Origin of the sequence: Rhizobacter sp. (assembly GCA_019635355.1) — a bacterium.
In the GTDB taxonomy this organism is placed as follows: Bacteria; Pseudomonadota; Gammaproteobacteria; order Burkholderiales; family Burkholderiaceae_C; genus Rhizobacter.
Genome location: JAHBZQ010000001.1, coordinates 4,745,263 through 4,766,019, shown reverse-complemented (window position 1 = coordinate 4,766,019; position 20,757 = coordinate 4,745,263). Strand labels below are relative to the sequence as shown.

Here is a 20,757-nt window from a genome sequence, read left to right as displayed (position 1 = left end):
TGGGGACACGGTGCTTCTCGGTCTCTCCTATAACGCCGGCATGAGCTTCGCGCGCCTTCGCCCCCTCGCCGCCCGGCTGCTCGCGGGCTGCGGCGCCGCGCTGCTGTCGGCTTGCACGACCCTCTTCACCCACACCAACCAGCCGCTGCCCGCCTCGCCCCCGGCGAGCGCGGCGGCCCCGTCACGCGCGAGCTTCGCCATCGACGGCGCGCGCGGCAACCCGAAGGTGCTGATGTTCCTCGCGCTCTCGGGCGGCGGCTCGCGGGCGGCCTACCTGTCGGCCGCGACCATGCTCCGGCTGCAGACGCTCTACCCCGAGCTCGACCTGCTGGATGAAGTCGACGTGCTCTCGTCGGTGTCGGGTGGCTCGATCACCGCCGCGCTCTACGCCGCCTCGCGCGACGTGTCGCTCAACTCACCGGCGCTCGCCGCCGCCCTGCCACCGCTGATGGCCGGCACGCCGCTCGCGCAGCAGGTCAAGCTCGATGCCACCCACCACACGCTGCAGTGCAACGCCCCGCTGAGCACCAACGACCTTGCCCTGCTGCACACGAGGCTGCCCACGCACACGCAGGCGCTGCGCCGCCTCGACACCCTGTGCCGCCAGGCCCCGCTCAAGCAGCTGCGCGACTGGCAGCCCGAGAGCGTGCTCGACCTCACCCGCCGCAACTACCTGCTGCGCTGGTTCGGCAACTGGCTGTGGCCGCAGAACATCGCCCGCTACTGGTTCACCGCCTACGACCGCGGCGACATCATGGCGCAGACCCTCGGCGACAACCTCTACGGCACGCGCCTCCTCGGCGGCGACCTGCGCTTCGACGAGCTCAACCCCACGCGGCCCTTCCTGCTCGTCAACGCCACCACCGCCACCGATCAGAGCGGCCCCGGCCTCGCCGTCGACGAATACGCCTTCGGCAGCGTCTTCACCTTCACCGAGCAGGACTTCCGCGACCGCCTCAACGCCGACCTCGGCCGCTATTCGGTGGCCCGCGCGGTGATGGCCTCGTCATCGTTCCCGCTCGTCTTCCCGAGCCACACGCTGCAGGACTACCGGCCCGGCGCGCTCGACACCTATTGCGCGAAGAACCGCGACGACGAACTCAAGTGCACCGACCGGCAGTACCTGCACGTGTTCGACGGCGGCAACTCCGACAACCTCGGGCTCAAGTCGGTGAAGCGCGCGCTCTTCCAACTCGAGGCCCAGGGCCGCCTCGACGACTACGACCGCGTCGTCGTCATGCTGGTCGACGCCTTCACCCGCCCACGCGGCGCGAGCCGGCTCGACCCCGACCCACGCGGCACGCTCGGCCTGCTGCTCGACGCCAACGTGAGCGACGCGGTCGACGCACTGCTGCAAAACAACCGCGGCCGGCTGATCGGTGAATTCAACGGTGCCCGCCTGCGCTGGAACGACGGCAGCTGCGAACCCGAGACCCGCGAGCTGCCGAGCGCGCTGTGCCGTGCCCTGAACGAGCGCAACCGCCCCATGCTCGACCTGAGCGAGCGCCTGGTCTTCTATCACTTCGGCTTCGACGACCTGGAGGCGGTGGACCGCGCGCACGCCGGCCTCAAGCGCAAGCTCGACACCATCCCCACCTCGTTCAAGCTGGCCGACGGCGACGCGCGGCTGCTCGACGAAGCGGTCGACATCGTCATCTCGCCCGCCAACCCGTGCCTGCAGCAGATCCGCAACCTCGTGACGGCGCCGAGCGTGGCACTCGAGGCCGTGGCCCACGCACGGCAGGTGTGCCGCCGCATCGAAGGGCCCGAGGTGCAGAGCCGCTGACGGCAGCGCCGAGGGCGCCACGTCACTCGCGCAGGGCCTGTGCGAATCGGCGAACGGTGGGCCCGATCAGCGGACGGTACAGCCAGCGCAGCAGCCAGCCGGGTACGCCCTGGCCGCGCTCCTCCAGCGCCACGCGGGCACGGTCATGCGCCATGAAGCGCGGGCCGACCGGCCGGTAGCCCGCGCTGCTGCGGCGGAACTCGATGCGGTCGAGGTGCTTCACGTTCTTGTAGCCATAGTGGGCCGGCGCCACCAGGCGCAGCGGCGCGCCGTGGGCGATGGGCAGCGGCTTGCCGTCGAGCGTGTCGGCCAGCAGCACGTCGTCGGCGAGCAGGTCTTGCAGCGGCAGGCTGGAGCGATAGCCGTCTTGTGCACGCATCACCACGAAGGTGGCGTCGGGTGCAGCGCCTGCGAGCGGCAGCACCACGTGCTGGTAGACGTCGGCGAAGCGCACGCCGCCCCACCTGAGGCCGCGGTGCGACCAGGTCGTCACGCAATGGAAATCGGCGCAGACCTCGGTGCGCGGCAGCTGCGCCCAGGCCTGCTCCAGCGTGAGGGGTGTGCGCACGTCGCCACCGATGTGCACACGCACGCGATCGGCATGCGCCGGGAAGCGCTCGGCGTAGGGCGTGGCGCCGAAGCGCGGGAAGTCGTCGCGTGCGCGCTGGCCGGGCGGCAACGGGGTGCGGGGTGTGCTCATGCGGCTCTCACGTGGCCCTCATGCGGGCGCTGGCCGGGGCACGCGCTGCCACGGGCTTGGCCACGCTTGCCGGTGCGGCCAGCCAGAGCAGCGTGAGCAGCGCGAGCACCGGCAGGTTCTTCACCAGCGGGCCGCAGTGGTCGATGGTCAGCTCGGGCATGTTGAGCGCGGCGGTCGTGGTGTAGCCGATCACGGCGATCACCTGCAGGGCCATCGCCCACGGCACCGGCCGGCGCAGCGCGAGCACGCCCAGCACCGTGTTGAGGCTGCACGAGAACACCAGCGCGGCGATGCCCCACTCGCCCTCGAAGCCGCAACGCGCCATCAGCGCGAGCACGCCCGACTCCTGCGGCAGCCAGGCGCTGATGAGCGAGGTGTAGAGCCACATGAAGGCGAGCGAACCGCGTGCGAGCCACTGCGCCGCAGGGCTGAGCTGCACGCGCAGGTCGACGAGCGGCTGCGGCGCCGTCACCGCGAGGCCTTGCGCCATCGTCGTCGGGCGGCGGCCGAGCAGCACGGGCAGCGCGTTGTGCTCCGTGGTGTTGCCGCGCTCCAGCAGGCGCAGCGTGTCGCGGCAGTACACCTGCTGCGGCAGGGCCTCGGCGGCGAGCGCCAGCAGCTTCATGAGCGGCATGGGCACCGGAAGCCACAGCGCATCGCCCAGGCCTTGCGCACGGCGGTACTCCGCGAGCATGTCTCGGTAGGTGATGGGTGCCGGGCCGGCGAGTTCATGCACCTCGCGCAGCACACCGGGTTGCTCGACCAGCCGCGCCATCGCTTCGGCCAGCTCGTACACGTGCAGCGGCTGCACCTGCTGCCAGCCCTGCCTGGGCAGCGAGATCACCGGCAGGCTCGCCAGCGTGGCGAACAAGGCCGCACTCTGGCTGCGCGGGCCGTAGACCAGCGAAGGCCGCAGCACCGCCCACTCGAGCGGCAGCGAGGCGAGCGCATCGTCGGCCATCAGCTTGCTGCGCAGGTAGGGTGTGGCGAGCGCCTCGGCATCGTCGCCCACGCCGAGCGCCGACACCTGCAGCACCCGGTGCACCCCGGCCAGCGCCGCACCGCGGAAGAGTTCGATCGGCCCCTCGGTGTGCACCCGCTCGAAGCTCTGCCCCCGGGCCGGCATGAGGATGCCCACGCAGTTGACGACCACCTCGATGCGCTCGCGCCGCAGCGCCTCGCCCCAGGCCTCGGGGCTGCGCGGCTGCATGTAGTCGACGTGCAACGTGTGCCGCCCGTCGGCCGCACCGCGCGAGCCTTCCACCACCGCATGGCCGCGCGCGCGCAGCGCATGCACCACGGCTGCGCCCACGCAGCCGGTCGCTCCCGTTACCAGAACTCTCATGTTGTCCTCCCTTCGTCTTGATCCACCGAGCAGGCACCGCCGGCGCACTGCTGCATCCGCCGCGCCATCTGCCGGGCCCGCAGCGCGCGCACGGCGTCGATCAGCGGCGCCGCGGCACGAGAAATCGTGCGGCGGTTCCGGGCGAACACGCGGTAGGCCACATCGGCCGGGCCGCGCAGCGGGCCCCAGCCGGCCGGGCGCATCACCCAGCCCAGGCCCACCGCCTCGTAGGCCAGGCGCAGCACCTGCACACCCTTCATCAACTCGCCATCGGCGCGCACGGCGTGGATCTCGGCATTCATCGCGTCGAGGCTCGCACCGTAAGGCGTGGGGTCGAAGCCGGGTGTGCTGATGTCGACGAACACGAGGCGGCCGGCATCGTTGCGCGCGCGCAGGTGGTCCATCTCGAGGGCACACACCGGGCAGGCGGCGTCGTACAGCAGGGTCAGCGGGTAGATCGTGTTCATGCTCCCTCCAGTAATTTCAGTCAAAACAGAAATGACGGCCCAAAAAAATTTTGATCAAGGCCCGAGCAGGTGGGCCGGGGTCACCACCGGGGCGTCTGCGGCCGGGGTTTCGGGTGCGGCCTCGTCGCCACGCCCGAGCAGCTTCTTCACGCGGGCACCGAGCTTGAGCACCTTGGCCAGGGTGTCGGTGTCGAGGCGCAGCATCTCGTCGCTCCAGGCGGTGAGCGTCTGCAGGAAATCGAGCGTCTCGCGGATGCGCCGCTTGGCCTCGGCCGGGTCGCGGCTGATGGCGGGGTCGTCGAGCAGCTCGGTGAGCACGGCGATGGTGGGCGCGATCTCACGGCGCTGGCGCTCGCGGATGATGGTACGCGCCAACTCCCACACCGAGATCGAGGTTTCGAAGTGGTCGCGCCGGTCACCGGCGATGTGCACGAGGCGCACCAGGTTCCAGCTCTGCAGCTCGCGGATGCTGTTGCTCACGTTGGAGCGGGCCACGCCCAGCGTCTCGGTGATCTCCTCGGCGTGCATCGGCCGGCCGTTGATGTAGAGCAGCGCATGGATCTGGGCCACCGTGCGGTTCACGCCCCAGCGGGCGCCCATCTCGCCCCAGTGCAGGACGAAGCGTTCGAGGGTGGGCGACAGGTTCATGAGGCCACTCTAGGCATGCCAGTTATTTCTGTCAACACAGAAATTCAAGCCGCCAAATCAGCCCAGCCGCTTGGGTGGCGTGAAACCCGGCCCAAGCGTCGAGTGCGTCACGGACGACGCCGGTTTGCGGTTCAAGAAGCCAGCAACCCCAACCGATAGACCGGGCAGACCGTGCGGGGCGGCATTGCGCCCGCGTGGAACAAGCCGTGGTTTGCACTGTTGTTCGAAAGAGCGCCAGCGCCCGGGCCACGGACGATCGAAGGCATGTACGGACCGAGCACCCCCATGAAGGGCATCACGCTGATCGAACTGAGTGTTGCGCTGAGCATCCTGGCCATCCTGGCCGCGGTGATGCTGCCGCGCATCGCCCAGCTGCAGCGCAGCGCCCGCATCGGCGAGCTGCGTTATCTGCACGGCATCGTGAGCACCCGCGTGACGCTCGTGAACATCGCCGCGCGCCTGCGCCAGGGCGCCCCCGACCCGACGCCCTGCGCCGGTGGTCGCACGGCCGACAACCACCTCCAGGGCGCCGGCACGGTGTGCACCGAGCACGGCCTCGTCGCCACGCAGCACGGCTACCCCGCAGCCGGCCCCGCGCAGACCTTCGGCCTCACCGCCGCCGAGATGCCGGCCGCGCGCTACCGCGTGCGTCACGAGGGCGGCAAGACCGTCTTCATGCGCGCCGACGCGACTGACCCCGAAGCCTGCAGCTTCACCTATTCCCAAGCCCTGGACGCCACGACGGCGGCGGCCATTTCCGTTCCCGTGACATCCGGATGCTGAGCCGTTGCATCCCTCGCTCTTTCTCTAGGAGATCTCTCATGAACAAGCAACGTGGTTTCACCCTGATCGAACTGGTGGTCGTGATCATCATCCTGGGCGTGCTGGCCGCCGTGGCCGTGCCGCGCTTCACCGACCTGTCGGGCGATGCACGCACCGCCGCCGGCAAGGGCGTGGCCGGCGCGATCTCGTCGGGCACGTCGATCAACTACGCTGCCCGCCAGGCCGGCAACTCGAACGCCGTCGTGCTGAACGCGGCCAACGTGTGCACCGCCGCGCTGATGGGCAACTTCGTCTCCGGCGTCACGCTGGTGGCGGCGGCCCCGGCGAACGACAACGAGTTCCAGGTCAGCGGCACGGGCGACTGCTCGGGCGCCGCGACCAGCGTCTCGTGCACCGTGACGCCGCGCGGCACCGGCGTCACCGCCTCGACCGCCAGCGTCTTCTGCGCCCGCTGAGCGCGCGCAAGCCGGGCCCGCGCGGCCTGGCGACGAGCAAGCTCATGCGCAAGCAAGCCGGCTTCACGCTGGCCGAGTTGGTCATCGTGATGATGGTGATCGGCATCCTCGCGGTGGTCGCCGTGCCCCGCATGTTCGACATGGACCAGTTCTCGGCCCGCGGCACCCGCGATTTCGTGGGGGCCGCGTTGCGCTATGCGCAGAAGTCGGCCATTGCGATGCGGCGCAACGTGTGCGTGACGGTCGGCGCCACGCAGCTCACCGTCACCTATGCCGGCAGCGCCGGGGCCGACCAGTCGTGCGCCGCCGGCAACGCCGTGCTCAACCCCGGCAACAACCTCGCCTACAGCCACGCCGACAACGCCCTGCCCAGCAAGGCGCCGGTGTCCACGCCCACGAGCGTGATCTTCGATGCGCTGGGCCGGCCGATGTCGGCCCCCTCGACGCCCCGTACCACCGCCCTCACGATCTCGGTGACCGGAAATGCCACGCCCCTCACCATCGAGCCTGAAACCGGCATCGTGCGCTGAAGCACGCACCGGCCAGCGCGGCTTGTCGCTGATCGAGCTGGTGCTGGCCATCATGATCATCAGCGTCTCGGTGGCAGGCGTGCTGATGGTCTACAACAACAGCGTGCGCAACAGCGCCGACCCGATGGTGCGCAAGCAGGCGGTCGCCATCGCCGAGGCCATGCTCAATGAGGTGCTCGCGCAGCCCTTCACCTACTGCGACCCGCAAGACACCGCCAACGAAGGCGCCACGCCGCCGAGCAGCACCGCCGGGTGCACGGGCGGTGCCGGCGGCTCGCAAGACAAGGGCGGCGGCACGCTCGGGCCCCAGCCGGCCACCGAAGGCCGCTTCAACGCGACCAACCCGTTCGACAACGTGGCCGACTACCACGGCTACGCCAGCAACGGCGTCATCTACGGCATGGACGACGGCAGCAACCGCATCGTCGCGCTCGACGGCTACTCGGTGTCGGTGAGCGTCACGCGCGCCGGGGCGGGCTTCGGCCTCGCGGCCGATGCGGCGCTGCGGGTCGACGTGCAGGTGACCGGCAAGGGCGAGACGATCACGCTCACCGGCTATCGTTTTCGCTACGCGCCCAACAGCATCGGCTGACCATGCGGCGCACCTCACCCTTTCACCACGCACGGGGCTTTACCCTGCTGGAGGCGGTGCTCGTGATCATGCTCACGGGCATCGTCGGCGTGATGGTGTCGACCTTCGTGCGCCAGCCCATCGATGCGTATGTCGACCTCGGCCGCCGCACCGAGCTCACCGACGCGGCCGACCTGGCCTTGCGCCGCATGGCGCGCGAGCTGCGCACCGCCCTGCCCAACAGCGTGCGGGTCGATGCGAGCGGCACCTTCATCGAATTCCTGCCGGTGCGCTCGGCCGGGCGCTACCGCGCGGCGCTGAGCGCCACCAACACCGGCAACGTGCTCGACTTCGGCTCCACCAGCGACAACAGCTTCGACGTGCTCGGCCCCACCGTCACCGCCGTGGCCGGCGACCAGCTGGTGGTGCACAACCTCGGCCTGCCCGGCGCCGATGCCTACGAAGGCACGAGCCGGCGTGCGCTCACGACCTTCGGCAGCGCCTTGTCGACCCTCGGCTACACGGTGGGTGGCACGCAGTTCCCCTACGCCTCGCCCAACCAGCGCTTCCACATCGTCGGCACGCCGGTGAGCTTCGGCTGCTCGCCGGTGCCCGGTGGCGCCGGCAGCCTGCGCCGCTACGCGGGCTACGCCATCCAGAACGTGCAGCCCACGTCGGCGCTCGCGAGCCAGACCGGCGCCAACAACGCACTCGTCACCGGCTGGGTCGCCGCCTGCTCGTTCACCTACAGCGCGAGCGCCACCACGCGCAACGCGGTGGTGACGCTGCGCCTCACGCTCACGAGCGGCGGCGAAAGCATCCACCTGTTGCAGCAGGTGCAGGTGGAGGGCTCGCCATGAGAGCGCTTCACCGCAACCACGGCTTCGCGATGGTGTCGGCCATCTTCCTGATGGTGGTGCTGGCGCTGCTCGGCGGGCTGATGGTCTCGATGTCGAACTCGCAGCAGATCAGCGCCGTGCGCGACACGCTCGGCGCACGCGCCTACTACGCCGCGCGCGCGGGCATGGAATGGGGCGCCTACCAGGCCCTCGTCAACGGCAGCTGCTCGGGTTCGGCCGCCCTGCCCGGCGCCGTGGCCGCCACCGGCTTCTCGGTGCAGGTGGCCTGCAACGCAAGCAGCGGGCTCAACGAGGGCGGTACCGACTACACCGTCTACCAGATCACCGCCACGGCCACCGCCGGCACGCTCGGCCAGCACGACTACGCCGAGCGCCAGCTGCAAGCCGTGGTGACCAACCGCTGAATGCACCGCACGCCATGACGCTGATCCGCCACGTCTTCGCCCTGCTGCTCCTGCTGAGCAGCCTGCCGGCACTGGCCGTGAACTACACGTTCCCCGGCAACATGCCCACCGGCTGCACCGGCAGCAACGGCAACTACACCTGCCCCGGCGGCAGCCTGGCCTACAACGACACCGTCACCATCGCCGGGGTCGTGCCCGCCACCATCACCGTCAATGGCAACCTCAACACCAGCAACGCCCGCATCAACCAGGGCGGCTCGGCCAGCAACCTCACGATCCGCGTGAACGGCACGCTCACGACCGACTACCAGGCGGTGATCAACGCCAACGTGCAGGCCACGGTGGTCAACAGCACCGACACGCAGGTGACGTTTGGCGGCAGCATCACCACGACCACCGGCGCCATCACGCTGGGCTATGACAACACCGTGGCCGGCAACATCACGAGCACGAGCGGCGCCATCACCATCGGCGGCATCACGCAGGTGGCCGGCAACGTGAGCTGCAACTGCGCACTGCAACTCGAGTACGACGCCCGCATCTCCGGCAACATCAGCGCCGCCACGCTCACGACCAACGGCCGTGCGTTCCTGCAGGGCAGCAGCATCACCACCACCGGCAACGTCGACATCGGCTACGGCGCCACGCTCGCCGCCTCGGTCACGGCGGGCGGCAGCATCCGCCTGCGCGGCAACATCCAGGCCTCGCAATGTCTGCGCACCACCGGCTCGGCCAACCTGCGCCTCGACTGGGCCGACCGCGCCAACGGCGGCGTGTGCTGCGGCGCGCTCGGCTCGTGCAGCACGAGCTGCGTGACCAACGGCAGCGGCGCGGCCATGCCGGCGCTGTGCAGCGGCACGCCGCCCACCACGCCACCCGCGCGCTTCAATGCCTTCGAGACGAGCACCGCCGCGGGCAGCACGAGTGGCGTCATCCGCACCAAGGTCTCGGGCACCGCCTTCAGCGTGGCGGTGGTCGCGGTCAACACGGCCGGCACCGGCGTGGAGACCAGCTTCACCGGCAACGTGCGGGTCGAAGTGCTCGACGCGAGCAGCACCGCCGGCACGGTCAACGCCAGCACCGGCTGCAACCCGAACTGGACGGTCGCGAGCGGCACCTCGGCCGTGACGCTCAACTTCGCCGCGTCCGACGCCGGCCGCAAGAACGTGAGCCTCACCGTGGCCGAGGCCTTCCCCAACGCGCGCATCCGCGTGAGCTACCCCGACACCGGCACGGCCACCGTCACCGGCTGCAGCACCGACAACTTCGCGATCCGACCGGCGAGCTTCGCGAGCTTCTCCGTCACCGACGCCACGAGCAGCACCGCGGGCACCACCCGCTCGCTCACCAGCACGGCCGCGCCCCTCAGCACGGCCCTGTCGGGCAACTTCGTGCACAAGGCGGGCCGGCCCTTCACCGTGCGTGCCACCGCGGTCAACAGTGCCGGCACCACCACGGCCCTCTACACCGGCACACCCACCACCAGCCTCAGCCACTGCGGCACCCCATCGTCAGCCTGTGGCGGCACGCTGGGCGCGATGGCCTACAGCCCCACCACCTCGGCCGGTTTGGTCAGCACCAACAGCGCGACCTACTCGGAAGCTGGCGCGTTCAACCTCCAGCTGGTCGACAGCAGCTTCGCCAACGTCGATGCGGCCGACGGCTCGACCGCCGCCGAGCGCAACATCACGTCGGGCACGCTCACCGTCGGCCGCTTCGTGCCCGACCGTTTTGCGATCACCGTCACCACGACGCCGCTCTTGCGCACTTTCGGCAGCACCTGCGCCGCGCGCAGCTTCACCTACTTCGGCCAACCCTTCGGCTACGCGGTGCTGCCGCGGGCCAACGTCACCGCGCAAAACGCCTCGGGCACCGCCACGCTCAACTACCCAAGCACCAAGTTCGCCACCTTGCAGCCGGGCACCGCCTACGCCACCACACCCACGAGCCTCGGCCTCACGACCTCAGGCGCGATGAGCACGCTCACGGCCAGCTACCTCGGCAACGCCGTGGCCGACGTCCAGGTGACCGCCTCGACCGAGTCGCTCTCGCTCACCCGATCGGCCACCACCCCGCAAAGCCCGCTGCTGGCCAGCGCCTACAGCATCGACACGACCTGGTCGCTCACCGACACGTCGGAAACCACCGGCGGCATCGCCACCAACGAGAGCATCACCGGCAGCGTCACCTTCGCCGACATGGCCTTCGACGCGGGCGGCGAATTCCGCTACGGCCAACTCAAGCTCGGCAGCGCCTATGGCAGCGAGCTCGTCGCACTCGCCGTGCCGGTGGAAACGCAATACTGGAACGGCACCGGCTTCGTCACCAACACGGCCGACCAGTGCACCACGCTGCCCACGAGCAGCCTGTCGCTCGCCAACTTCCGCGGCAGCCTCGCGGCCTGCGAAACGGCGCCGACCGCCAGCAGCACAAGCGTCAGCAGTGGCCGCGCGGTCATGCGGCTCGCCGCACCGGGCAACGGCAACAAGGGCAGCGTCGACGGCACCGTGCAGCTCGGCGCCTCCATCACGGCTGGCGCGGTGCGTTGCAGCGCGGTCGGCGCGGCCACCTCCGCCGCCGTGCCGGCCAACCTGCCCTGGCTGCAGAGCCGAGCCCCCGGCGGCAGCACCTACGACCAGAACCCGAGCGCGCGCTTCAGCTTCGGCCAGTACAAGTCACCGCTGATCCAGTTGCGCGAGATGTACTGACGCTGCGCGCCGCTCAGTGCGGCCGCGGCTCGATGCACGAAAGCTCGACGCACGAAGGCGAGGGAATGGGGTCGATGAAGATCTCGTCGCCCGCGAACGCCCGCTGCGGCGCGAACCCGTAGTGCACCTTCCACATCTTGGAGAAATGCGCCAGGTCGGCGAAGCCGGCCATCGCCGCCACTTCGGTGAGGCTCACGCCGCTCTTCAGGTACGCGGCGGCGAGCTGCAGGCGCAGCGTGCGCTCGTACTGGCGCAGGGTGATGCCCACCTCGCGGTGGAAGAGGTGCACGAGCCATGACTCCGACAGCCCCACCGCCGCCGCCAGCTCGCAGGTCGGCGAGTCGAGGTCTCGCCGCAGCAGCCGCATCACCTCGCGCACACGCTCATCGGTCGGCCTGATCGCCGGGGTGCGGTCGATCGCGAGCTCGGCCAGCCAGGTGTAGAGCTCGTCGGCCTGCGCGTGGGTGAGGCGGCCCTCGCCAAACGCCGTGAGCGCCCGCAAGGCCACCTTGAAGTGCCCCGCCGGCCACGCCTGCGCGCTGAAGCCGGCCCGCGCGAGCCGGCTGAAATGGCGATGCGTGGCCCCGATGTCGATGCAGGCCACCGGCCCCGCGCCGCCCACGACCCGGTTGCGCACGCCCGGGCTCAGCACGGCCGCCCGCGCAGCCAGCCTCGCTTGCGGCAGGTGGATCTCGAAGTCTTCGTCGGTCAGCGCGAGGTAGAGCACCACCGAGTGCCGCTGGGTCGTCACCTCGTCGATGGTGCCGGCGTAGAGGAAACCGTCGCGAACCACATGCAGGCGCCGGTCGTGCACGCACGCAGCCGACAGGGCGGCGGGCTGGGCAGAACTCATCAACTGAGGGTTCACCATGAGAGGGCATCCGTTCGCAACAGATGCCGATCATTCGGGGCCTCGGGCCGGGCCGCTTGTATGAAATAGCCGCTCAGCCCCCGGGAATTACCCTCGCGGCCCAGGGCCTGCCCCCACGGCGGTCGCGATCCAGCCTTCCAGCGGGTCGGCATCGGCCGGCATGCCGTGGCCCGGCTGCGTGCTCGCCCACGCGGCCTGCACGAGGCACAGCACGGCGTCGAGTGCGTCGCCCGAGGCATCGGCCACCAGCGCGTCGCGCTGCGCGTGCGACAGGCGCAAGCGCACACCGAGCCGGCTGCGGCCCTGCTCCAGCGCGTCGACCAGGTCCTTGCGGGCGATCAGGCGGTCGGGCGTCTGCTTGGCCTTGTCGTCGCTCTTGTACGAGCGCCGCGCGATCAGCTCGCGGGCGAGCAGGCCCGGGTAACCCTCCACCGCCACACGCTGCGGGTCGCCCGCATGCAGGCCCGGCAGGTGCACGCCCGCTTCGAGCAGCAGTGGCACGCCCGCATGCATCATGTAGGCGACCGGCGGGTTGACCCACTTCATCGACGGCGACGAGCCCGCGGGCACGTCGCAGGCGCGGTGGGCGAACTTGGCGCCCACCGGGCGTGCATCGCAGAAGGTGGCGAAGGTGTCGCGGATCTCCTCGCGCGAGAGCGATGCGTAGTGCTGCATCAAGGGCCGCCACTCGGTGGGCCAGCCGAGCGCCAGCACCAGCTCGCGCGGCAGGCCGAAGGGGAAGTCGCAAGCGGCGAGCCACGGCCCTGGGCTGTGCAGCCACAGCGAGAGCGCCTCGAAGCGCTCGTGCAGGTCGAGGCGGGTGAGCTTCACCACGCCATGCTGCAGCTCGCCCAGCGCCACCGTGACGGGCTTGCGCTTCGTCGGGCGGCTGGTGAAGTCGATGCCGGCGAGTTGCATGGTGTTCATCCCAGCGCGAGGCCGGCGACGCCCAGGCCGATGCACAGCGCGCCGGCGATGCGCAGGCCACGGTCGCTTTCGCCGAGCAGCTTGCCGCCGAGCAGCGCCGCAAAGAGCATCGACATCTCGCGCGCCGGCGCCACGTGCGACACCGGTGCCATCTGCACCGCATACAGCACCAGCAAATAGGCGAGCGGCGCCATCACCGCGATCAGCAGCGCATGCCGCCATTGCGCGCGCGCCGCTTCGAAGAACGCCGGCCGGTCGCGCAGCGCCGCGGGCATGTGCATCGGCAGCCGCACCACGTTGCAGAGAAAGATGAAGAGCACCGGCTGGATCGTCAGCACCTTGATCGCATAGCCGTCGATGAGCGTGTAGGCGGCGATGCACAGCCCGGTGGCCGCGCCCCAGCCCACACCTGCGAACACACGGCGGCGCTGCGCCACATCCTGCGCCTTCGTCCACACCGCCGTGCCACCGGCCACGAGGAAGATGCCGCCGATCACGAGCAACAGGCCGAGGGCACCGAGCCAGCCCATCGATTCGTCGAGCAGCACGAGCGCGCCCAGCGAGGCCAGCAACGGGCCGGTGCCGCGCGCCACCGGGTACACCACCGTGAGATCGCTCTGCGCATACCCGCGCAGCAGGGTGTGGAAGTACACGAGGTTGGCGAACGCGCTCGCCACCACGGCGCACCACTCGGCCACGCCCCAGCGCGGCACGGCCTCCCAGCCCACCCACAGGCCCAGCGGCGACCACAGCAGCACCTGGAAGCCCGTGAGCAGCAGCGAGAAGCGCGCATCGCCACCGGCCTTCTTCGCGACCACGTTCCACAGCGCATGCAGCAGCGCTGCGGCGATCACGAGGCTCAAGGCAGCGAGCGACATGCCGCGTCAGCCCAGCGCCAGCCCGGCCACGCCGAGCCCGATGCACAGCGCCCCGGCGATGCGCAGCCCGCGGTCGCCCTCGCCCAGCAGCCGCCCGCCGAAGAGCGCCGCAAAGAGCATCGACACCTCGCGGGCCGGCGCCACGTGCGACAGCGGCGCGAGCGTCACCGCATACAGCACCAGCACGTAGGCCAAGGGGCTGATGGTGGCCACCACCAGCGCATGTTTCCACTGCGCGCGCCACGCCTCCTTCACCGCCGCGGGGTTGCGCAGCGCCATCGGCAGCATGAAGGGAATGCGCGCGAAGTTGCCGAAGTAGTCGATGAGGATGGGCGAGATCAGCCACACCTTCACCGCATAACCGTCGATCAGGGTGTAGCCGGAGATGAGCAGGCCGGTGGCGCCACCCCAGCGCAGGCCCGCCATCACCCGCGCGCGCTGCGCCGGGTCGTGCGCCTTGGCCCAGAGGCCGGGGCCGCCGGCGATGAGGAAGACGCCGCCGGTGACGGCCAGCACCCCGATCGCCCCGAGCGTGCTCAGCGATTCACCGAGCAGCAGCACCGCCCCGAGCGAGGCCACGAGCGGCGCCGTGCCGCGCGCCACCGGGTAGACCACGGTGAGGTCGCTCGCCGCATAACCCCGCAGCAGCACATGGAAGTACGCCAGGTGCGTGACGCCGCTGGCCACGATGAGCGCCCACTCGGGGAAGCCCCAGCGCGGCACCGCGTCCCAGCCGGCCCAGAGCCCCACCGGCGCCCACACCACCACGATGAAGCACGCCACGATGAGCGCGAAGCGGCCGTCGCCCCCGGCCTTCTTGGCCACCACGTTCCACAGGGCATGCAGGAGCGCGGCAACGAGGACGAGGGCAAGCGCGGGGGCGGACATGAAGCACGGGATTGTGCCCGCGCCCCACGCCTCATGCCCGGCTGGGGCGCCGAGCGATGGGCGCGGCCCGCAGCAGCGCGGATGCCGCCCGGCTCACGGCGCGGCGCAGGCCGAGCCAGGCGGCGTCGAGCGCTTCGTCGCGCAGGGCTTGGGCGCGCTGCATGGCGGCGAGCTGGAGAAGTTGACGGTCGAAACGGCGATCGAGGTCCGGCATGGCAGGTCTCCCAGAGGTGAAATGACTCTAGGCACGCGCCCTCGTCGGCGACAGCCCACGCGGCGGAAATCCGCTTTGCAGCGGCTGCAACACCGTGGCCCCTACCATCGCCCGATGGACGGCCTGACCTTCGACGACCTGAAGCTCTTCGCCCGCGTGGCCTCGCTCGGCACGCTCTCGGCCGTGGCGCGCGAGCGCGACGTGCCGGTGAGCCAGGTCTCGCGCACCGTGGCGCGCATCGAAAAGACCACCGGCGTGAAGCTGATGCACCGCTCCACCCACGCGCTGGCCCTCACGCCCGAAGGCGAGACCTTCCTCGACTATTGCCACCGCATCACCGGCTCGCTCGACGAACTCGAAGGCGAGTTCAGCGCCAAGTCGCGCGAGGCGAGCGGCCTGGTGCGCGTGGCGGCGAGCACGGTGATGGCGCAGTACCGCGTGCTGCCCAGCCTGCCCGGCCTGCATGCACGCCACCCGCGCGTGCAGGTGGAGCTGGAGGTGAGCGACCGGCTGGCCGACATCACCCGCGACGGCATCGACATCGCCCTGCGCACCACCAGCGGCCCGCTGCCCGACACCGTGGTGGCCCGGCAGATCGGCACGCACGGCCGCGCGCTCTACGCCACGCCCGCCTACCTCGCCCAGGCCGGCACGCCGCGGCACCCCGACGAGCTGCAGCAGCACAAGCTCATCACCAACTCCGCCGCCACCAACCTCAACCTGTGGCCCTTCGTCGTCGACGGCCAGGCGATGAACCTGCCGGCGCGCGGCTTCTGGCGCGCCAACGACACGGCGGTGGCGGCCAACCTCGTGCTGATGGGCTTGGGCATCGGCCGGCTCTCGACCATCGCTGCCGAGCCGCTGGTGACGGACGGCCGGCTCGTGCCGGTGATGCCGGAGTTCGTGGACCGGCAGCCGAGCCCCGTCTACGCCGTGACCGCGGGCACACGCCACCGGCTGCCCAAGATCAAGGCCTGCGTCGACTACTGGGTGGAGTGGTTCGCGAGCTGAGAGCCCGCCGCGCCTGCTTGTCGGCCTGCTTGTCGACCTACTTGCCCGCCTTCTTGTCGCCCTTCTTCACCAGCTGCCACGGCTTGGGCTTGGGCACGGTGAGCGAGCGGGTGTGGCAGGCGTTGCAGTAGAAGCTCTTGGCGCCTTTCTCGCGCGCCGAGAGCGTGCGCCGCGAGTGGGTGAACTGGCCGGCGCAACCAGCACAGGTGTAGCGCAGGTTGGTCGGGGTGGGGGCGTCTCGCCGGCCCTTGTGGGCCACGTTGCGTGTCTTCGGGCCGCGCCGGCGCACCCACAGCAGGCCGCCGAGGAAGGCGGCGCCGGCGATGGCCGTGGCGAAGAGAAGCTCCGGAGACATGCGCCGATTGTGTCCCCGATCAGGGCTGGTCGGCCTCCACCACCCGCAGCACCTCGCGCATGGTGACGAACTCCTCGGCGCCCGTCGGGTGGATGCCGAGCGTGCGGTCGAACACCGCCTTGGTGAGCCCACCCTGCATCGCCACCGCAAAGCCCTGCACCACTTCGCCCGCGTCGTGGCCGACCATGTGCAGGCCCACGACCTTGTCGCTCGCATCGTCGACCAGCAGCTTCATCAGCGTGCGCTCGGTGCTCTCGCTGAGCGTGTGCTGCAGCGCCTTGAACTCGGCGCGGTACACGCGCAATCTCGGGTAGGCGCGGCGGGCGGCCTCTTCGCTCAGGCCGACGGTGCCCACGTTGGGGTGGGTGAAGACGGCGGTCGGCACGAGGTCGTAGTCGATCGGCTGGCGCACGAGCTTGCCCGTCACCGGGCCGAAGAGGCGGTCGACGAGGTACATCGCCTCGGCCAGCGCCACCGGCGTGAGCGCCTTGCGGCCCACCAGGTCGCCGAGGGCATGCACCGAGGGCACGTTCGTCTGCAGGCGGTCGTCGACGGGCACGGTGCCGTCCTTGTTGACGGGGATGCCCAGCGCTTCCAGGCCGAGGCCCTCGGTGCGGGCGCGGCGGCCGGTGGCGTGCAGCACGGTGTCGGCCTCGATCGACTCGCCGTTGCTGAGGCGCAGGCGCTGCACCGCGCCGTGCTGCGTGGCCTCGGTGATGGTCGTCTCCAGGCAGACCTTCACGCCCTTCTTGCGCATCTCGCCGGTGAGAAAGACCGCCATTTCCTGGTCGAAGCCGCGCAGCAGGTGCGTGCCGCGGTGCACCAGCGTCACCTCGGCACCCAGGCCCCGGAAGATGGACGCGAACTCGCAGGCGATGTAGCCACCGCCCACCACCACCAGGCGCTTGGGGAAGGGGTCGAGGTCGAACATGTCGTCGGAGCTCTTCGCCCATTCGTCACCCGGCAGGCCACTCTTCACCGGCGCGCCGCCGGTGGCCAGCAGGATGTGCTGCGCACGGATGCGCTGCTCGCCGCCGGCGCAATCGACGGCCACGGTGTGCTCGTCGATCACCCGCGCCCAGCCGCGCAGCAGCTGCACACCCGCGCCGCTCAGCAAGCCTTCGTACACGCCGTTGAGCCGCTTGATTTCGGCCGCGCGGCGCTGCTTGAGCACCGCCCAGTCGAAGCGCGGGGCCTCGCCCACCCAGCCGAAGCCGTGCGATTGTTCGGCCCACTCGCCGAAGTGCGCGGCGTAGCTGTAGAGCTTCTTCGGGATGCAGCCGACGTTGACGCAGGTGCCACCCAGCGCGCCGGCTTCGGCCACCACCACGCGAGCGCCGCGTTGTGCGGCCATGCGGCTGGCGCGCACGCCGCCGCTGCCGGCGCCGATGACGAAGAGATCGCAGTCGTAAGAGAGCATGGTGGTCCTTTTCGGAAGGGCTTCGACAGGCTCAGCCCGAACGGAAGGTTTGCACACCCCGCCCGTTCGGGCTGAGCCTGTCGAAGCCCCTCAGTCGCTGTGGCTCATCAAAGCTTGCAGTGTCGCCAATGTGTCGGCCTCGTGCAGCGGCTTGTCGGAACGGATGCGCAGCATGCGGGGGAATCGCACCGCGATGCCGCTCTTGTGGCGGGAACTGTGGTTGATGCCCTCGAAGCCGAGCTCGAAGACCATCGTCGGCCTGACGCTGCGCACCGGGCCGAATTTCTCGAGCGTGGTGGCGCGGATCACGCGGTCGACGTCGCGGAACTCCTCGTCCGTGAGGCCCGAGTAGGCCTTGGCGAAGGGCACGAGCTGAAGGCCGTCGGGCTGCGCCGGCTCGCGGCGCTCGATGGCGTCGAGCACGGCTTTCGCCTCCTCGGCATCGACCGGCTGGCGGTTCCACACCGCGAAGGTGTAGTCGGTGTAGACGCTCGCGCGGCGGCCGTGGCCGGCCTGGGCGTAGATGAGCACGCAGTCGACGGAGAGCGGCGCGATCTTCCATTTCCACCAGGTGCCGGCGGCCAAACCTTCCTGTTTCTTGCGGCCGCTGCCGTAGCGCGCGTCGCGGTGCTTGAGCATGAAGCCCTCGACGCCTCTCGCACGCGACTCCTGCCTCACCGCTTCGAGTTCCGCCCAGCTGTTGCCCTCGACGGTGGGCGACACCATCAGCCCCGGCAACGCCAGCAAGCCTTCGCGGCGCCGGTGCTGCGGCCAGGCGCGGATGTCTTCGCCCTGCCATTCGAGCAGGTCGTAGGCCATGAAGCTCACGGGCGCGTCGGCCAGGATCTTCTTGCCCAAGAGCTTGCGGCCGATGCGTTGCTGCAAGAGGTTGAAGGGCGCCGGTTTGCCGTCTTTCCACACGAGGATCTCGCCGTCGACCACCGTGCCATCCGGCCACTGGCCGGCGATCGCGATCACTTCGGGGAAGCGCTCGGTCACGAGCTCTTCGCCGCGCGACCAGACCCAGATGTTGCCGGCGCGGCGCACCACCTGCGCGCGGATGCCGTCGTACTTCCACTCGACCAGCCAGTCGCTGGTTGGCCCGAGCTTCGTGTCGAACTCGGCAAGCGGCTGCTCGAGCGCGTGGGCGAGGAAGAAGGGATACGGCTGGCCCGAATCGGCCGCCGTCTGCACCGAGGCCGGTGCGAGCAGCGAGCGATAGCCCGCGGCATCGGGCCGCGCGGTCTTGTCGGTGTAGCCCATCATGCGTTGCGCCACGAGCTTGGCGTCGAGCCCGGCATGCGCGGCGAGCGCACGCTGCACCAGCAGCTTGCTCACGCCCACGCGAAATCCGCCGCCGATGAGCTTGGTGAGCAGGAAGCGGCCGGTCGCATCCAGCTCGCCCCAGTAGCCGGCGATGCGCTCGGCCTGCTGCTCGGGCATGGCCGCACGCAAGGGCAGCAGGCGCTGCTCGACCCATTCGGCCAGGCCCACGTCGCTCGTGTGCTCGGCGGTCGGCAGCACGTGGGCGATGGTCTCGGCGAGGTCGCCCACCGCCTGGTAGCACTCGTCGAAGAGCCAGGGCTCGATGCCGGCGATGCGGCGCGCGAGTTCGCTCAGCACGCCGCTGCCGACGACTTGGCGCGGCTTGCCGCCTGAGAGGAAATACACCGCCCAGGCGGCGTCGGCGTCGGGCGCCTCGTCGAAGTAGCGCTTCAGCGCGTCGACCTTCGCGTTGGTGGCCGTGCTCGCGTCGAGTTCGTTGAAGAGTTGGGCGAATCTCTTCATTCGTTGCTCTCGACGTCGCCGGCCGGCTTCTCGGCGTCGACCCGTTCGTCGTCGTATTCGGTTTCAAACGCTTCCGCCTGCAGCCCCTGCTCTTGCAGCCAGCGGACCATGATCGCTTCGTAGCCGTGCGTGACGATCACCCGCTCGGCCCCCGTCTCGCGGATGGCTCGCTGCAGTCCCGGCCAATCGGCGTGGTCGCTGAGCACGAAGCCGCGGTCGACCGCGCGGCGGCGGCGTGCGCCACGCAGCTGCATCCAGCCGCTCGCGAAGGCATCGCTCGCGTCACCGAAGCGGCGCGCCCAGGCCGAGCCCTGCACCGAGGGTGGCGCCACCACGAGCGCGCGTGACAGCGCCGCCTTGTCGAGATCGGTGACACGGTGCGTGGCCGGCAAGGCCACGCCCGCCGCACGGTAGGCCTCGTTCAACGGGTCGACCGCACCGTGCGTGACGATGGGCCCGACGCTCGCATCGACCCCCGCCAGGATGCGCTGCGCCTTGCCGAAGCTGTAGCCCATCAAGAGGCTCGCGCGGCCCGCCTCGGCATTGCGCTGCCACCAGCGGTTGATGTCGCCGAACACCTCGCGCTGCGGCTGCCAGCGGTAGATCGGCAGGCCGAAGGTCGACTCGGTGATGAAGCAATGGCAGCGCACCGGCTCGAAAGGCTCGCAGGCGGTGTTGTGGTCGTCGGCCCCCGAGACGAAATAGTCGCCCGAGGCCACCCACACCTGGCCGCCGTGTTCGAGCCGCACCTGCGCCGAGCCGAGCACGTGGCCGGCCGGGTGCAGGCTCAGGCGCACGCCATGGTGGTCGACGGTGTCGCCGTAGGAGAGTGTCTGCAGGTGGATGTCGGCCCCGAGCCGCGAGCGCAGCACGCCTTCGGACTTCTGCGACGCGAGGTAGTGCCCATTGCCCATGCGCGCATGGTCGCCATGCGCATGCGTGATGACGGCCCGCGGCACCGGCCGCCACGGGTCGATGAAGAAGTCGCCAGGCGGGCAGTAGAGGCCTTCGGGGCGCTGGACGATGAGGTCGGCAGGCATCATGAAGCCATATCAGCAAATGGCAGGCCGCGCCGACGGACCTCCCCCGTTCGCCCTGAGCCTGTCGAAGGGCAGCGATGGAGCACCGCGTGGCCCTTCGACAGGCTC

The 20,757-nt window shown here is 70.3% G+C and carries 20 protein-coding genes and 2 pseudogenes; 9 read left to right on the top strand and 13 right to left on the bottom strand.

What is annotated here, in order from left to right; translation table 11 throughout:
• Positions 1–40 precede the first annotated feature (40 nt).
• A complete protein-coding gene (locus tag KF892_22135) occupies positions 41–1,786 on the top strand; it encodes a patatin-like phospholipase family protein (protein ID MBX3627724.1) in 1,746 nt (581 codons plus the stop codon).
• 22 nt (positions 1,787–1,808) lie between these two features.
• Here the strand turns inward: KF892_22135 and KF892_22130 are convergent, their stop codons facing one another.
• Genes KF892_22130 through KF892_22115 form a run of 4 tightly spaced genes read right to left on the bottom strand, consistent with a single transcriptional unit; the run spans position 1,809 to position 4,946 of the window.
• Positions 1,809–2,486, bottom strand: coding sequence for a molybdopterin-dependent oxidoreductase (locus KF892_22130; protein MBX3627723.1), 678 nt, complete (start codon positions 2,484–2,486; stop codon positions 1,809–1,811).
• A gap of 7 nt (positions 2,487–2,493) precedes the next feature.
• Complete coding sequence (locus KF892_22125; GenBank protein ID MBX3627722.1) at positions 2,494–3,831, bottom strand: SDR family oxidoreductase; 1,338 nt, start codon at positions 3,829–3,831, stop codon at positions 2,494–2,496.
• A complete protein-coding gene (locus KF892_22120) occupies positions 3,828–4,298 on the bottom strand; it encodes a DUF393 domain-containing protein (protein ID MBX3627721.1) in 471 nt (156 codons plus the stop codon). Before KF892_22120 ends, KF892_22125 begins: the two co-directional genes overlap by 4 nt.
• A 54-nt stretch (positions 4,299–4,352) precedes the next feature.
• Positions 4,353–4,946: a MarR family transcriptional regulator gene (locus KF892_22115; GenBank protein MBX3627720.1), complete on the bottom strand. Its 594-nt coding sequence runs from the start codon at positions 4,944–4,946 to the stop codon at positions 4,353–4,355.
• A gap of 264 nt (positions 4,947–5,210) precedes the next feature.
• On the opposite strand from KF892_22115, the gene KF892_22110 reads away from it, so the two are divergent.
• The 7 genes and pseudogenes from KF892_22110 (at position 5,211) to KF892_22080 (ending at position 11,257) form a co-directional block, all read left to right on the top strand.
• A complete protein-coding gene (locus KF892_22110; protein ID MBX3627719.1) occupies positions 5,211–5,729 on the top strand; it encodes a prepilin-type N-terminal cleavage/methylation domain-containing protein in 519 nt (172 codons plus the stop codon).
• Positions 5,730–5,767: 38 nt separating this feature from the next.
• A pseudogene (locus tag KF892_22105) lies at positions 5,768–5,878 on the top strand (type II secretion system protein).
• Positions 5,879–6,210: 332 nt separating this feature from the next.
• Positions 6,211–6,312: pseudogene (locus KF892_22100) on the top strand (type II secretion system protein).
• 355 nt (positions 6,313–6,667) lie between these two features.
• Positions 6,668–7,306, top strand: a complete 639-nt coding sequence (locus tag KF892_22095) for a prepilin-type N-terminal cleavage/methylation domain-containing protein (GenBank protein ID MBX3627718.1) — start codon at positions 6,668–6,670, stop codon at positions 7,304–7,306.
• A gap of 2 nt (positions 7,307–7,308) precedes the next feature.
• Entirely contained in the window at positions 7,309–8,145 is an 837-nt protein-coding gene (locus KF892_22090; protein ID MBX3627717.1) for a type II secretion system protein, read from the top strand.
• Positions 8,142–8,549 carry an agglutinin biogenesis protein MshP gene (locus tag KF892_22085; protein MBX3627716.1) on the top strand — a complete coding sequence of 136 codons (408 nt, stop codon included), beginning with the start codon at positions 8,142–8,144 and terminating at the stop codon, positions 8,547–8,549. The genes KF892_22090 and KF892_22085 overlap by 4 nt, the downstream gene beginning before the upstream one ends.
• A 14-nt stretch (positions 8,550–8,563) precedes the next feature.
• Positions 8,564–11,257 (top strand): polymer-forming cytoskeletal protein, encoded by a 2,694-nt coding sequence (locus KF892_22080; protein ID MBX3627715.1) that lies wholly within the window; start codon positions 8,564–8,566, stop codon positions 11,255–11,257.
• A 13-nt stretch (positions 11,258–11,270) separates the two neighbouring features.
• Here the strand turns inward: KF892_22080 and KF892_22075 are convergent, their stop codons facing one another.
• The 5 genes from KF892_22075 to KF892_22055 form a co-directional block, all read right to left on the bottom strand.
• Complete coding sequence (locus tag KF892_22075; GenBank protein ID MBX3627714.1) at positions 11,271–12,110, bottom strand: helix-turn-helix transcriptional regulator; 840 nt, start codon at positions 12,108–12,110, stop codon at positions 11,271–11,273.
• 105 nt (positions 12,111–12,215) lie between these two features.
• Positions 12,216–13,055, bottom strand: coding sequence for a DUF429 domain-containing protein (locus KF892_22070; protein MBX3627713.1), 840 nt, complete (start codon positions 13,053–13,055; stop codon positions 12,216–12,218).
• Positions 13,052–13,933, bottom strand: coding sequence for an EamA family transporter (locus tag KF892_22065; GenBank protein MBX3627712.1), 882 nt, complete (start codon positions 13,931–13,933; stop codon positions 13,052–13,054). Before KF892_22065 ends, KF892_22070 begins: the two co-directional genes overlap by 4 nt.
• Before the next feature lie 6 nt (positions 13,934–13,939).
• The gene (locus tag KF892_22060; protein MBX3627711.1) at positions 13,940–14,821 is read right to left on the bottom strand and encodes an EamA family transporter; all 882 of its coding nucleotides are present in this window, start codon (positions 14,819–14,821) and stop codon (positions 13,940–13,942) included.
• A 31-nt stretch (positions 14,822–14,852) separates the two neighbouring features.
• On the bottom strand, positions 14,853–15,035 hold the full coding sequence (locus tag KF892_22055; protein ID MBX3627710.1) for a hypothetical protein: 183 nt from the start codon (positions 15,033–15,035) through the stop codon (positions 14,853–14,855).
• Between the two features lie 114 nt (positions 15,036–15,149).
• Here KF892_22055 and KF892_22050 point away from each other — a divergent pair, with 114 nt between their 5' ends.
• Entirely contained in the window at positions 15,150–16,046 is an 897-nt protein-coding gene (locus KF892_22050; protein MBX3627709.1) for a LysR family transcriptional regulator, read from the top strand.
• A 37-nt stretch (positions 16,047–16,083) separates the two neighbouring features.
• On the opposite strand, the gene KF892_22045 is transcribed toward KF892_22050, so the two are convergent.
• From KF892_22045 to KF892_22030, 4 genes are all read right to left on the bottom strand, one after another.
• Positions 16,084–16,401 carry a hypothetical protein gene (locus KF892_22045; protein ID MBX3627708.1) on the bottom strand — a complete coding sequence of 106 codons (318 nt, stop codon included), beginning with the start codon at positions 16,399–16,401 and terminating at the stop codon, positions 16,084–16,086.
• A gap of 19 nt (positions 16,402–16,420) precedes the next feature.
• Entirely contained in the window at positions 16,421–17,821 is a 1,401-nt protein-coding gene (gorA, locus tag KF892_22040; GenBank protein ID MBX3627707.1) for a glutathione-disulfide reductase, read from the bottom strand.
• A gap of 90 nt (positions 17,822–17,911) precedes the next feature.
• The gene (locus KF892_22035; GenBank protein ID MBX3627706.1) at positions 17,912–19,609 is read right to left on the bottom strand and encodes an ATP-dependent DNA ligase; all 1,698 of its coding nucleotides are present in this window, start codon (positions 19,607–19,609) and stop codon (positions 17,912–17,914) included.
• Complete coding sequence (locus KF892_22030) at positions 19,606–20,649, bottom strand: ligase-associated DNA damage response exonuclease (protein ID MBX3627705.1); 1,044 nt, start codon at positions 20,647–20,649, stop codon at positions 19,606–19,608. Before KF892_22030 ends, KF892_22035 begins: the two co-directional genes overlap by 4 nt.
• Positions 20,650–20,757: the final 108 nt, after the last annotated feature.